We start from the raw sequence: 13,023 nt of genomic DNA on the forward strand, positions 1-13,023 counted from the left end.
CCGACCTGCCGCGACGCTCGCGCCGCCAACACAATAACAATCGGGTCAGTTGAGCAACATGAGTCATAAAAACAGACCGTGGCGAGGCAAGCGCGGCCAGAACCGGTGCCAGACACCCTGACCGGCCCGCGCCTCATCCCTATGCCAGGGCATCTCACCCTCATACAAGGTGTTTATTTATGTCGTTTCTTCTCACCCATCCCGCGCTGGCGCAGCTGTTCGAGCTGCTGCTGCCCGATTACCGGATCATGGCGCCCGCGGCCGAATATCGGGGCGGCCGCTTCTCCGACACCGATAACGTCACCTACCACAGCATCCGCCATCCGGCCGAGCTGGTGTGGCAGGAGAAGTCCCACTTCTCCCCGAAAGAGGTGGTGCTCCCCATCACCCAGACCCTGTTCCACTTCGACAATCTGGAGCTGCGCGAATCAAAGGTGGAGGCCAAGCCCACCCTGCTGTTCTTGCGCAGCTGTGATATCCACGCTCTGCGCAGGCTGGATCAGGTCTACCTGAAAAACGGCCAGAACAGCGACGTCTACTACGCCCGGCTGCGCAGCAAGCTCAAGCTGGTACTGCTGGAGTGCCGCGAGAGCTTCGAGAACTGCTTCTGCGTCTCCATGGGCAGCAACGAGACCCAGGACTACGCCGCCGCCATTCGTCTGAGCGATGAGGGTGCCCGTATTGAGGTGAAGGATCCCGAGCTGCTCGGCTACTTTGCCGAACTGGGCGAAGCCGATGACTTCACCCCGGAATTTGTCCAGAGCAACCCGGTCAAGGTACGCACTCCGGACAGCGTCTGTGACGACCCCCAGCGGATCCGCCAGATCCTCACCGCCCATCCGGTCTGGGCCGAGTACGACAGCCGCTGCATCGGCTGCGGCCGCTGTACCACCTCCTGCCCGACCTGCAGCTGCTATAGCGTGCACGACCTCACCTATGCGGAGAACCCCAAGCAGGGCGAGCGCCGTCGCCAATGGGCCAGCTGCATGGTGGATGGCTTTAGCGACATGGCCGGTGGCCACGGTTTTCGCGCCAAGCATGGCGAGCGCCTTCGTTATCGCGCCCTGCACAAGGTCAACGATTACAAGGCCCGTCAGGGAGAGGAGCACATGTGCGTCGGCTGTGGCCGCTGCGACGATCGCTGCCCTCACTACATCTCCTTTAGCAACATCATCAACAAGATGACCGATGTGGTCGAACAGACCATCGCAGCCGACAACGCGCAGGGGGCGAACTGATATGTGCCAGTGCCAGCAAACCGCAACAGCAGAACCGCAGCAGGACGTGGTCGAAAATCGCCTGCTGCCCAAGGCCTACACCATTCTGGCCATCGAGCGTCACACCGAGCTTGAGTGGAACTTCCGGGTCTCCCGCGACTTTGATGTCCACTACGGCCAGTTTGTGGAGATCTCCCTGCCCACCGTGGGCGAAGCGCCCATCTCGGTCTCCGACTATGGCGATGGTTATGTGGATCTGTTGATCCGCAAAGTCGGCAAGTTGACCGATGCGCTGTTTGCCCTCGATGTGGGCGACAAGGTGTGGATGCGCGGCGTCCACGGTAACGGCTATCCGCTGGAGACCTACCGCAACCAGCACCTCATCGTGGTGGCGGGCGGCACCGGCGTCGCCCCGGTCAAGGGGCTGCTGCGTCGCTTTAGCAAGCATCCGGAACAGGTGAAGTCCCTCGACATGATCCTCGGCTTCAAGAACGAGCAGGCGGTGCTCTATCGCCACGAGATGCAACTCTGGGCCGAACAGCAGAACCTCATCGTCACTCTGGACGAGGGCAAGGAGAGCGAGCAGTTTCGCATCGGCCGGGTCACCGACTACATCGACCAGCTGGATCTCTCGGATAGCGAGGATATCCAGGCCATCGTGGTCGGCCCTCCCGTCATGATCCGTTTCGTGGTACTCGCCCTGCTTGAGCGCGGTATCCCCAAGGATCGCATCTGGGTCGACTACGAACGCCGCATGGCTTGCGCCGTCGGCAAGTGTGGCCACTGCCGGATAGGCGACACCTATATCTGCGTGGATGGACCGGTCTTTCGTTTTGACCAGGCCCAGCATCTGATCGACTGAGGGAGAACACCATGAGTCTCGATATCGACATCATCAAGGCCCGCGCCAAGAACGAATACCGCCTCTCCAAGGTGCGCGGCGAAGCGATGATCAGCGTGCGTATTCCCGGCGGGATCATGCCCGCCCACCTGCTGGCGGTAGCCCAGCAGATCGCCGAACAGTACGGCAACGGCCTGATCCACCTCACCACCCGCCAGAAGCTGGCGATGCCCGGCATCAAGTATCAGGACATGGACAAGGTCAACGCCGCCCTCGAACCCTTTATCAAGGAGATCGAGGTGGAGACCTGCGGCATCGAGGTAGAGGACACCACAGCCGGTTACCAGACCATCGGCGGGCGCAACATCGTTGCCTGTCAGGGCAACACCATCTGCCAGAAGGGCAATATCGACTGCACCGGGCTGGCTCAGCGGATGGAGAAACATCTCTACCCCAACCCCTATCACCTCAAGATGGTGATCGCCGGCTGCCCCAACGACTGCGCCAAGGCCAACATGGCCGACTTCGGCATCCTCGGCATCGCAAAGATCCACTTCAATGCCGAGCGTTGCATCGGCTGCGGCGCCTGCGTCAAGGCGTGCAGCCACCACGCGGTGGATTGCCTCGCCATCAAGCATGGCAAGGCGGTGAAGGAGGAGAGCAAGTGCATCGGCTGTGGCGAATGCGTACTGGCCTGCCCGACCCTCGCCTGGCAGCGGGATCCCAAGCAGCTCTACATGGTCAAGCTGGGGGGACGCACCAGCAAGAAGACCCCCCGTACCGGCAAGCTGTTTCTCAACTGGGTGACCGAAGAGGTGCTGCATGCGGTGATCAGGAACCTGTTCGAGTTCGAGGCCGAGATGCTGGATGGCAAACCCATCTACCTGCACATGGGTCACCTTATCGACCGGGCCGGTTATCACAAGTTCAAGGATCGGGTGCTGCGCGGCGTCACCCTCAACCCGGAAGCCATGGTCGCTGACCGCATCTTCTGGGCCGAAGATCAGTACGTCGCCAACATGCACGTCAAAGCGGTGCAATAGGAAAAACCTCGTTTGGGGAAGCGTGATCAAGTGGCCGACACCGGTGGGGATCTGTCGTTGGCCCGGGCGTAGATCACCCTTCCCCTTTTTTATTCCCGTCGGGGGATCTTTCCCCCGACCATCCGGGGTGTGTCACGGCGCGCCCTGCTATCTCGCCCGGCGCGGCATTGCGAGCGGGCCAGCATCCGGAGCCTGTTATGGACTTTCTCCCTCTCTTCTGTCAGCTGCAAAACAAGCCGGTCCTGATCGTCGGCGGCGGTGAGGTGGCGGTGCGAAAGGCGCACCTGCTGCTCGATGCCAAGGCGAAGATCACCATCAATGCCCCGCACCTGGAACCCCAGCTGATGAGCTGGGCCGAGCAGGGTCGCCTGACCGTCTGCGCCGCCGATTTTCATCCCGAACTGCTCGATGGCAAGTGGCTGGTGATCGCTGCCACCAATAATCCAGAGGTTAATCATCAGGTCTTTCATGAGGCGAACCTGCGCCAGATCTTCTGCAATGTGGTGGACTCTCCGGCCCACTGCAGCGCCATCATGCCCGCCATCATCGACCGCTCGCCGCTGATGGTGGCCATCTCCAGCGCAGGCGCGGCGCCGGTACTGAGCCGCCAGTTGCGGGAAAAACTTGAAGCCATGCTGCCGCAACACCTCGGCCAGCTCGCGGCGCTGGCGGGCAAGCTGCGCGAGCGGGTCAAACTCATTCCGGACAAGCTGGCCCGCCGCCGCTTCTGGGAGCGGCTCTTTAGCCACGATCGCCTCGCCCGCCAACTGGCCCGCAGCCAGCAGCAAGCTGCCGAACAGAGTGTCGCCGAGCTGCTCGATGAGCAACCACAGAGCAAGGGGAGCGTAACCCTGGTGGGGGCTGGCCCTGGCGATGCGGGGCTGCTTACCCTGAGCGGTCTGCAGCAATTGCAGCAGGCGGATGTGGTGGTCTATGACCGGCTGGTGTCGCAGGAGGTGCTGACACTTGTGCGCCGGGATGCCGAGCGGATCTTTGTTGGCAAGGAGGCGGGCCGCCACTGTGTGCCCCAGCAGGCGATCAACCAGCTATTGCTGGAGCAGGCCCGCCTCGGCAAACAGGTGGTGCGGCTCAAGGGGGGCGATCCCTTTATCTTTGGCCGGGGTGGCGAGGAGCTGGAAACCCTGGCCGAGGCGGGCATCCCCTTCTCGGTAGTACCGGGCATTACGGCTGCGTCGGGCTGCGCCGCCTACAGCGGCATTCCCCTCACCCACCGCGATCATGCCCAGCGGGTGCAGTTCATCACCGGCCACGACAAGGAGGGTAATATCGCCCAAGAGTGGTCGGCACTGGCCGCCCCACGCCAGACCCTGGTCTTCTACATGGGGCTGGCCCACGCCGCCCGCATTCAGGATGCGCTGCAAACCCACGGCATGCCCGGTCACACCCCGGTGGCGCTGGTGGAGCAAGGCACCCAGCTCAGTCAGCGGGTGGTGCGCGGCGAGCTGCAGCAGTTGGCCGAACTGGCCCGTCAGGTGAAGAGCCCGAGCCTCATCATCATCGGCTCGGTGGTCACTCTGGCCGACCAGCTCGACTGGTATGGCAACGGCAGAAATTGATCAATAAACGAGAAGGGCCGACAACCGGGTTGTCGGCCCTTGGGCAGCCAGCAGTTATCCACTTTATCCGTGACCCTGCCTGCGACGGCAGTTGTAGGCAACCCTTGCGTGGCGCATCACACCAGTACGGCGGTACCACTGATGCTGACCATCAGCATGCTGCCATTTTGCCCCACCACCTCGTAGTCGATATCGATGCCGACCACCGCATTGGCGCCAAGGGCGGCGGCACGCTCTTTCAGCTCATCGAAGGCGATGTCGCGGGCACGGGCCAGCTCTTTTTCATAGGCGCCGGAGCGGCCGCCGATGATGTCGCGGATCCCGGCAAAGAGATCCTTGAAAATGTTGGCGCCGAGAATGGCTTCGCCAACCACGATGCCGCGGTATTCACGAATGGTTTTGCCTTCCAGCGTGGGGGTCGTCGAGAGGATCATCTTGAACTCCTGTGAGTAGCAGAAAGCCCCAGACTACCCCAACTGACAGCAAATCCCAACCGGGTGGTGGCCTGTACGACGCCGTCCTTAAAAATCACGACGGTCAGATAAAAAAACACCGCGCACGGGGCGCGGTGTTTGTTTCAGAGGGCCATTGCCAACGGCAACGCCATTACGGGTTGTAGGAGACCACCGAACCACTGAGGCCGGTCATCTGGGAGATCCGCCCCTGCATCCCTTGCAGTTTGGCCTTGGAGACATCCGGCCCGATAAAGACCCGGTTGAGCTGACCCTGCACCGGTGTGCGCGGCGAGGTGTGGGCAGAGTAGCCCGCAGCACGCAGCTTGCTCACCAGCGCGTTGACGCTGTCGACGTTCTTGAAGGCACCAAGCTGGAGGATCCAGCTACCCTGCGCGGCCGCGGGTGCAGGTGTGGTCGACTGATTCATCTTGCTTTCAATCAGATCATCGAGGGACTTGATCTGACCCGCCAGTGGTTTGGCTGGCGCAGGTGCCTTGGCCACTTCAACCGGTTTGGCTGGCGTCGGCTTGGGTGCTGGCTTGGGCGGTTCGACCGATTTTTTGGCCACCACTTCTGGCTTGGGCTGTGGCTTGGGTTGGGCATTCTGTTGCGACTGGACCGGTGCGGCAGGGGTTGTCGCCGGCTGCGCGCCGTTGCCCTGACCGGCGAGGGTCATGGGGTCAGCCACCTCTTCCACTTGCCACTGCTGGGCCGCAGAGGCCTGTTGCTGGCTGGCCAAATGATCGGCTGGCAGGCTGCTGGCTGCCGAGACCTGCAGCGCAGGCTTGGCAGGCTCCAGCTCGGGGCGCAGCGGGATCTTGGCAAAGGCCTCCTCCTTTTGCGCCAGCTTGTGACCATCCAGCAAGTCCGGCAGGAAAATAACAACCAGGGCCACCAGGATGACGGTGCCCACCAGACGGTTTTGAAACTTCGAGGCCAAGTTGAATCCTACCTTTACGTAACTCAATATGCGATTTGGCTCCCCGCCCGAGGGCTGGGGAGCAAGGGGGGGGCCTAGACGGCGACACCCGCCAGAATGTCGGCGACAGTGTAAAACGAACCAAACACAATGACCATATCGTCCGGACTCGATACGGCCAACGCTGCCCGATAAGCGGCGCTGACATCATCAAACGCCCTGGCAGGCCCCTTGCCCTCCCCCAGCGCCGCAGCCAGCTGCGTTGCGGTGGCGGCGCGCGGGCCGGTGAGGCTGGCCAGATACCACTCGCCAATCAGGCCATCGAGTTCGGCAAGGGATCCCGCCATGTCCTTGTCTTTGAGCATGCCGACCACGGCGCGGCGTACACCCGAGCAGGGCATTTTACGTAGTTGGGTCGCCAGATAGGCTGCCGAATGGGGATTGTGGGCCACATCGACGATCACCTGCGGTGCGCTTTGCAGCTGCTGCATCCGGCCAGCCAGCCGGGCATTGGCCAGCCCGTCACGAATGGCAGACTCCGGCAGCGGCAAGCCGAGGGATTCCAGCGCCGCCAGCACAGTCACTGCATTCATCAGCGGCAGCGCCGGTTTGGGCAGATCACGCCACTGGTTGAGGCCCAGGTAATCCCAGCCGGTTTCATGCTCTTTACCAGAGAAGTCCACCCCAACCTGACGCAGGTTGGCGCCAAGCCGCTGTGCTTCGCTCGCGATAGTCGCAGGTGGATTGGGCTCACCGCTGATGGCGGGTTTTCCGGCACGATAGACCCCAGCCTTCTCCACCGCCACGGCTTCACGGGTATCACCCAGCCAGTCGCAGTGATCGAGGGCAATGGAGGTGATCATCGCCACATCGGACTCCACCACATTGGTGGCGTCGAGCCGACCACCCAGCCCCACCTCCAGCAGCAGCACATCGGGCGCGGCGCGGCGAAACAGCCACAGCCCAGCCAGTGTCGCGAACTCGAAGAAAGTGAGGGCAATCTCGCCGCGAGCCGCTTCCACCTCGGCAAAAGCGGCGCAGTGATCGCTGTCGGCCAGTTCGGCCCCGTTGATCCGCACCCGCTCGGTAAAGCGCAGCAGATGGGGAGAGGAGTAGACGCCGACCTTATAGCCTGCGGCCATCAGAATGCTGGCCGCCATGGCACAGCTGGAGCCCTTGCCGTTGGTACCCGCCACCGTTATCACCTTGAACGGCAGTTGGGTCAGCCCCATACGCCGGGCAACGGCACCGACCCGATCCAGACCCATGTCGATATTGACCGGATGGATCTGCTCCAAATAAGAAAGCCAGTCGACAAGCGACCGGCTTTGGGATTGTTGCATGTTTGAACTCATCTTCACTCTTCGATGACGTGAGTATTCAGCATTTTGGCGAGCAGGCTGGCCAGACGGTTACGCATGTCGCGACGATCGATAATCAGGTCGATGGCCCCCTTCTCCAGCAGGAATTCGGAGCGCTGGAAGCCTTCCGGCAGTTTCTCGCGTACGGTCTGCTCGATAACGCGCGGGCCGGCAAAACCGATCAGCGCCTTGGGCTCGCCCACGTTGATGTCACCCAGCATCGCCAGACTGGCGGAAACGCCCCCCATGGTGGGGTCGGTCAGCACAGAGATAAAGGGCAGGCCAGCCTTGGAGAGTCGGTCTAGCGCCGCGCTGGTCTTGGCCATCTGCATCAGGGAGAAGAGGGCTTCCTGCATGCGGGCACCACCAGAAGTGGAGAAACAGACCAGACCGCGGCCCTCCTTGATGCACTCCTCGACAGCGCGCACGAAGCGGGCACCGACCACGGAGGACATGGAGCCACCGATAAAGGAGAACTCAAAGGAACAGGCGACAACCGGCACCCCTTTGAGGGTCCCTTTCATGACCACCAGCGCATCTTTTTCTCCTGTCGCTTTCTGGGCGGCAGACAAACGATCCTTGTAGCGCTTGGAATCCTTGAATTTCAGTACATCCTGCGGCTCCAGCTCGGCACCGATCTCGGTACGACCCTGCTCGTCGAGGAAACTCTCGAGACGGGCGCGAGCGCTGATGCGCATATGATGATCACACTTGGGGCACACTTCGAGGTTGCGCTCCAACTCTGCCCGGTAGAGCACCTGTTCACAAGCACTGCACTTGGTCCACACCCCTTCCGGAATGTTGTGACGACGGGGTGCAGTGATCTTGCTCTTGGGAAGAATCTTCTCAAGCCAGCTCATGGAATTCCTTAATGCTTTTGTGCCTGACAAAACGCATCGAGCCTAGATTGTTCAATGACTTAATAGCTCGATGGCAACAAATGACGGGTCATTAAACCACAATTTTTCGGGCGCAGTTACTAAAAACTGGTCGTACCCGGTGCCGAGTCCGGCAGCCACAGCGGGCCGAGCGGCAACTGCGGCAGAGCAAACTCGGCCGGGTAATCCACGTCGACCAGATAGAGGCCACCGGCCTTGGCGGTCGGCCCGGCCAGATTGCGATCCTTGGCCGCCAGCACCTCGGCAATCCACTCCACCGGTTTGAGTCCCTGCCCCACCAGCAGCAGGGAGCCGGTGATATTGCGCACCATGTGGTGCAGGAAGGCGTTGGCCTTGATGTCGAGCACGATGTAGGGGCCGGAGCGGCTGACGCACAGATGGGTCACATTGCGCCACGGGGTGTTGGATTGGCAGGCAACGGCACGGAAGGTGCTGAAGTCGTGCTCCCCCAGCAGGCTCTGGCCCGCCAGGTGCATCAACTCGGCATCGATGGTCTCGTGGTAGTGACTGACGCCACTGCCGAGGATCGCCGGACGGAAGTTGTGGTTGTAGATGACGTAGCGGTAGCGACGGGCGGTGGCGCTGAAGCGGGCGTGGAACGTTTCGTCCACCTCCTTGACCCAGCGCACGGCGATATCCGGCGGCAGGTTGGAGTTGAGCCCCAGGGTCCAGGCCCCTTCGGCACGGTTCGCCTCGGTATCGAAGTGGATCACCTGGCCGGTCGCATGGACGCCGGCATCGGTGCGCCCGGCACACTGGATGGAGACAGGGTGGTTGGCGATCCGGCTGATGGCCTTCTCCAACTCCTCCTGCACGCTGATCACTTCACGCTGACGCTGCCAACCGAAATACCGGCTGCCGTCATATTCAATACCTAGGGCAATTCGCATGGATAAACTTGTCTTGTTGTGAAACGCAGTGAAAGAAACGGGGCGGATTATACGCGCTCAACTCGAAAAGTCCCACAAACCGCCTGATTGGCTTGCATGGGCGGAGAATTCACCCTGTGCAAATTGCCATGAAGAAGGGGGCAGCCAATGGCTGCCCCCTTCTTGCTGATCCCGCGACAGGGACAATTTTACCCCAACCGCTTGAGCAGTTTTTCTGCCTCGGCACGCTGATGCTCGGTGCCCTGCTCTGCCGCTTCTTGCAGCAGCTCGCGGGCGCTATCCTTGTCGTCGATCTCGAGGTAAGCGCGGGCCAGATCCAGCTTGGCCCCCACACCGCCGTCATCGGCATCCACATCAAAGCCGGTGGATTCAGGCAACACCTCGGGGAAACCATCGAGCCCCACGTCCAGCGAGAGACCCTGATAGGGCTCCTGCTCCGGCGCGGTGGCATCCGCATCGGCCAGCAGCTTGTCGATCTCGACGTAACCGCTTGCCTGGGCCTGTTCCCTTGGCTGCAATTCTGCCGGATGAGACTCCACTTCGGTAAAGGCATCCTCGAAATCGGAGAGCGCCAGTTCGTTGGGATCCCACTCAAGATCGAGCTCGGTCTCCTTGCCTTTGGTTGGCTCAAGCCCCAACTCGGCCAACATATCATCAGCCGAACCATCCACGCTCAAGTCGATGGCATTATTGCCCTCGCCCGCAGCCGGTTTATCCAGCTCATTTTCAAAATCACCCAGATCAAAACTGGCCAGATCATCAGCAGCCGTACTCTTGCTGCTTGCACTCAACTCCGGTTCCAGATCAGCCGAAAGATCCGCATCCAGCTCGGCAAACAGGGCTGCCTGCAGCTCCTCTTCGCTCATGAGCTCATCAGCATCCCTGGACTTGGGATTGAACTCGCTGGCCAGATCCATGTCGGGTTCATTGGCCAACGCGACAGGCTCATCCAGCGAGAGATCGAGATCCGGCACCAGATCCGGGTCACGACTGGCTGACTGGGCAGCCATTCGCTCCGGCTCGAAACCTTGCAGATCGATCTCGCCATCGTCGCTGAAAACCAGATCAACATCCGGCTTTTTAGCCGGTTCATCTGGCTCGACCGGCATAAAGCCATCAGGGGTATTGAGATCCGGCACCGGGCGTACCGGCTCGTTGTCGGTCACATCGACACTCAGCAGATCGTCAAACTCGCTCTGCTCCTGATCCATCATCATGGCGGTGGACTCGGAGAGGCTCTTCTCCTGCTCCTCCAGCTCGCGACGGGCACGGGCCCGCAGCCACAGGGTCACCAGCGCCAATACCAGCAGCACCGGCAGCAGGATGATCATGGCAAGGTTGAGCGGTGAGGAGAGCAGCTCCATCAGCCAGTGCTGCTTGGGTTCAGGCTCTGCCACCACGGGGGGGACAGGTCTGGCCTTCAGCTCGGCGAGCTCTTTTTGCAGCGCGGTCTGATCCTGCAACTGGGCCTTGAGGGTCTCGACCTCTTCGGTGAGAGATTGCAGGCGCAGTTTGAGCCTGTGGTTCATCTCGGTCACCTGACCGAGCTGGGCATTGGCATCTTCCAGTGCCAGCGCCATCTCGGTGGCCGGTTTGCCCACCGGTTTTTCCAGATCGGAAGGCAGAGGCGCCGGTGTGGTGCTTGCTGCGGCGCTCGTCGCCGGGACTGGGGCCACCGCCTCTTTTGGCGCAGGCTCGCTCGCCTTGACAACATCTTTGGTTTCAGCAGACGGTTGCGGTGCTACGACAGGAGCAGGAATGGGTGCCGCTTTTGCCGCAGGCAAGGGAGCTGGCGCGGTTTTCACCGGTTCGGCTTTGGCAGTCTCAACCTTCACGGGCTTGGCCGCTGGTTTGGCGCCATGGGCATGCTTCTCGGCGAGATACTTGGGACTCAGCCCCTTCCAGCTGGCGTTGTCACTGCGGAATCTGGCTCGCGCCTGGGCATCGGTGATGACGCTCGCTTCGGCCACGGTCGGCAGCAGGATGCGTGACCCCACCAGAATGTGGTTGATATTGCCATCGGCAAAACTGCGGGGGTTTTTCTCGTAGATCGCCACCATGGTCTGGTAGACGCTGACACTACTGGAGGGACGGTATTTGCTCGCCAGACTCCAGAGAGTATCGGTTGGACGAACAGGGCCATAACTACCGGCATTGGCCGTGACCTGACGTACCACCGGCTGGGCGGTTGCACGTACCGGTTGCGCCACGGGTCTGGCGACCGGTTGCGCCAGCGGCTGGGAATTGACGGCTGGAGGTGCGGGCTCGTCAGGGCCTTTTAGCTCGACAAAAAAAGGCTCCCGCGCAGCGTCTTCAGCCTGGACGGAGCCCAGCAGACCCAATGCGAGTAGCGTTGCCAATGTTATGCGGGAATGTCCCATATTCGTTCCTTCGTATGACGGCCCTATCACATTGAAAAATCTGGATAGTTACCCCAAAACAGTCGGTTCAATATAAATCAGGCTCGCGTCGCAAGCCAGTAGTCCGACACATTTAGCACCCGACTTGACTCTGAGTGTAGGAAAAAACTTAATCAGTTGATATCGCAACAGAATCTTGAAGTGACGGAGTGCGGCATGGGTCACACCCCCGATTTATCACAGGCCGGATGCGCAGCACTCCCTGCTGCCCATCTGTGGCATCTGACCAGCCTTACAGATAGTCGCGAACCAGCAGCTCGGCAATCTGTACACTGTTGGTTGCCGCGCCCTTACGAACGTTATCGGCCACGATCCACATATTGATACCACTCGGGTGAGAAATATCCTGGCGCACCCGACCCACCAGCACCTCATCCTTGCCGGTTGCGTCACGCACCGGGGTCGGATAGTCCCCTTCGTCATCAAACAGGGTCACACCCGGCGCATTGCGCAGCAGGTCCTTGACCTGTTCGGCATCGAGCGGCTGGTGCAGCTCGACGTGTACCGCCTCGGCGTGGCCGTAGAAGACCGGCACCCGCACGCAGGTGGGGTTCACGGCAATGTTGGCATCGCCGAGGATCTTCTGGGTTTCCCATACCATCTTCATCTCTTCACGGGTGTAGCCGTTGTCGGTGAAGCTGTCGATCTGCGGGATCAGGTTAAAGGCGATCTGTTGCGGATAGAGGGTCGGTTCCACCGGACGACCGTTGAGCAGATGAGCGGTCTGACCCGCCAGCTCGCTGACCCCCTCTTTGCCGGAGCCTGACACGGATTGATAGGTGGCCACGTTGATGCGGGCAATGCCCACTTCGTCGTGCAGCGGCTTCAGGGCCACCAGCATCTGGATGGTGGAGCAGTTGGGATTGGCGATGATGTTGCGATTGCGAAAATCGGCCAGCGCATCCGGGTTCACTTCCGGGATCACCAGCGGGATATCTTCGTCGTAACGGAAGCAGGAGGTGTTGTCGATGACGATACAACCGTGCTCGGCAGCAATCGGCGCCCACTTGGCAGATACCTCGGCACCGGCGGAGAAGAGTGCGATCTGCACCTGGCTCCAGTCAAACTCCTCCACATCGAGGATCTCGAGGTTCTTGCCGCCAAAGCGCACTGTATCACCGGCGCTGCGGCTGGAAGCCAGCGGATAGAGGGTCGCTACCGGAAATTCGCGCTCTTCCAGGATCTCGATCATCGCCTGACCCACGGCGCCGCTGGCACCCAATACCGCTACGTTAAACTGCTGGCTCATTCTGTTCTCCTCTGATAATGCTGCAATGGCGCCGGGTGGCACCATGGTCGGCAGGCTCCCGCACGGCGAGATGACGCTGCCTGATATGGCTGAGCTGGCGCAGTAGCATCTGCGCCAGCTCAGTAAAAAATGGGTTCGAGGTAGCCAGTACG

General features: G+C 61.0%; 11 protein-coding genes. 4 read left to right on the forward strand and 7 right to left on the reverse strand.

The annotated features are described in order from the left end of the window. The first annotated feature begins 179 nt into the window (after window positions 1–179). The 4 genes from asrA to cysG all read left to right on the forward strand — a co-directional run bounded on the left by asrA (window position 180) and on the right by cysG (window position 4,678). The gene (gene asrA / locus G5358_RS03145; RefSeq protein WP_421323598.1) at window positions 180–1,238 is read left to right on the forward strand and encodes an anaerobic sulfite reductase subunit AsrA; all 1,059 of its coding nucleotides are present in this window, start codon (window positions 180–182) and stop codon (window positions 1,236–1,238) included. A 1-nt stretch (window position 1,239) separates the two neighbouring features. Continuing rightward, the gene (gene asrB / locus G5358_RS03150) at window positions 1,240–2,079 is read left to right on the forward strand and encodes an anaerobic sulfite reductase subunit AsrB (protein ID WP_421323599.1); all 840 of its coding nucleotides are present in this window, start codon (window positions 1,240–1,242) and stop codon (window positions 2,077–2,079) included. A gap of 11 nt (window positions 2,080–2,090) precedes the next feature. Then, a complete protein-coding gene (gene asrC, locus G5358_RS03155; protein WP_421323600.1) occupies window positions 2,091–3,101 on the forward strand; it encodes a sulfite reductase subunit C in 1,011 nt (336 codons plus the stop codon). Window positions 3,102–3,298: 197 nt separating this feature from the next. Next, entirely contained in the window at window positions 3,299–4,678 is a 1,380-nt protein-coding gene (gene cysG, locus G5358_RS03160) for a siroheme synthase CysG (RefSeq protein WP_421323601.1), read from the forward strand. A 116-nt stretch (window positions 4,679–4,794) separates the two neighbouring features. Here the strand turns inward: cysG and G5358_RS03165 are convergent, their stop codons facing one another. The 7 genes from G5358_RS03165 to G5358_RS03195 all read right to left on the reverse strand — a co-directional run bounded on the left by G5358_RS03165 (window position 4,795) and on the right by G5358_RS03195 (window position 12,871). Continuing rightward, entirely contained in the window at window positions 4,795–5,112 is a 318-nt protein-coding gene (locus tag G5358_RS03165) for a heavy metal-binding domain-containing protein (RefSeq protein WP_216953896.1), read from the reverse strand. Window positions 5,113–5,284: 172 nt separating this feature from the next. Beyond that, entirely contained in the window at window positions 5,285–6,073 is a 789-nt protein-coding gene (gene dedD, locus G5358_RS03170) for a cell division protein DedD (RefSeq protein ID WP_421323602.1), read from the reverse strand. A 74-nt stretch (window positions 6,074–6,147) separates the two neighbouring features. Continuing rightward, window positions 6,148–7,407, reverse strand: coding sequence for a bifunctional tetrahydrofolate synthase/dihydrofolate synthase (folC, locus tag G5358_RS03175; protein ID WP_216978587.1), 1,260 nt, complete (start codon window positions 7,405–7,407; stop codon window positions 6,148–6,150). Window positions 7,408–7,409: 2 nt separating this feature from the next. Then, a complete protein-coding gene (gene accD, locus G5358_RS03180) occupies window positions 7,410–8,273 on the reverse strand; it encodes an acetyl-CoA carboxylase, carboxyltransferase subunit beta (RefSeq protein ID WP_005344944.1) in 864 nt (287 codons plus the stop codon). 119 nt (window positions 8,274–8,392) lie between these two features. Beyond that, the gene (gene truA, locus G5358_RS03185; protein ID WP_227340735.1) at window positions 8,393–9,202 is read right to left on the reverse strand and encodes a tRNA pseudouridine(38-40) synthase TruA; all 810 of its coding nucleotides are present in this window, start codon (window positions 9,200–9,202) and stop codon (window positions 8,393–8,395) included. 188 nt (window positions 9,203–9,390) lie between these two features. Beyond that, window positions 9,391–11,583, reverse strand: coding sequence for a FimV/HubP family polar landmark protein (locus G5358_RS03190; RefSeq protein ID WP_421254056.1), 2,193 nt, complete (start codon window positions 11,581–11,583; stop codon window positions 9,391–9,393). A 271-nt stretch (window positions 11,584–11,854) separates the two neighbouring features. Next, the gene (locus G5358_RS03195) at window positions 11,855–12,871 is read right to left on the reverse strand and encodes an aspartate-semialdehyde dehydrogenase (RefSeq protein ID WP_421204753.1); all 1,017 of its coding nucleotides are present in this window, start codon (window positions 12,869–12,871) and stop codon (window positions 11,855–11,857) included. Window positions 12,872–13,023: the final 152 nt, after the last annotated feature.

Source organism: Aeromonas sp. 604176, from assembly GCF_049170755.1.
In the GTDB taxonomy this organism is placed as follows: domain Bacteria; phylum Pseudomonadota; class Gammaproteobacteria; order Enterobacterales; family Aeromonadaceae; genus Aeromonas; species Aeromonas veronii_A.

Coding starts and splice junctions, on each gene's coding strand:
- accD (WP_005344944.1), bottom strand. CDS start 8,273: ATGAGCTGGCTTGAGAAGATTCTTCCCAAGAGCAAGATCACTGCACCC.
- asrB (WP_421323599.1), top strand. CDS start 1,240: ATGTGCCAGTGCCAGCAAACCGCAACAGCAGAACCGCAGCAGGACGTG.
- truA (WP_227340735.1), bottom strand. CDS start 9,202: ATGCGAATTGCCCTAGGTATTGAATATGACGGCAGCCGGTATTTCGGT.
- G5358_RS03195 (WP_421204753.1), bottom strand. CDS start 12,871: ATGAGCCAGCAGTTTAACGTAGCGGTATTGGGTGCCAGCGGCGCCGTG.
- folC (WP_216978587.1), bottom strand. CDS start 7,407: ATGAGTTCAAACATGCAACAATCCCAAAGCCGGTCGCTTGTCGACTGG.
- G5358_RS03165 (WP_216953896.1), bottom strand. CDS start 5,112: ATGATCCTCTCGACGACCCCCACGCTGGAAGGCAAAACCATTCGTGAA.
- asrA (WP_421323598.1), top strand. CDS start 180: ATGTCGTTTCTTCTCACCCATCCCGCGCTGGCGCAGCTGTTCGAGCTG.
- asrC (WP_421323600.1), top strand. CDS start 2,091: ATGAGTCTCGATATCGACATCATCAAGGCCCGCGCCAAGAACGAATAC.
- cysG (WP_421323601.1), top strand. CDS start 3,299: ATGGACTTTCTCCCTCTCTTCTGTCAGCTGCAAAACAAGCCGGTCCTG.
- G5358_RS03190 (WP_421254056.1), bottom strand. CDS start 11,583: ATGGGACATTCCCGCATAACATTGGCAACGCTACTCGCATTGGGTCTG.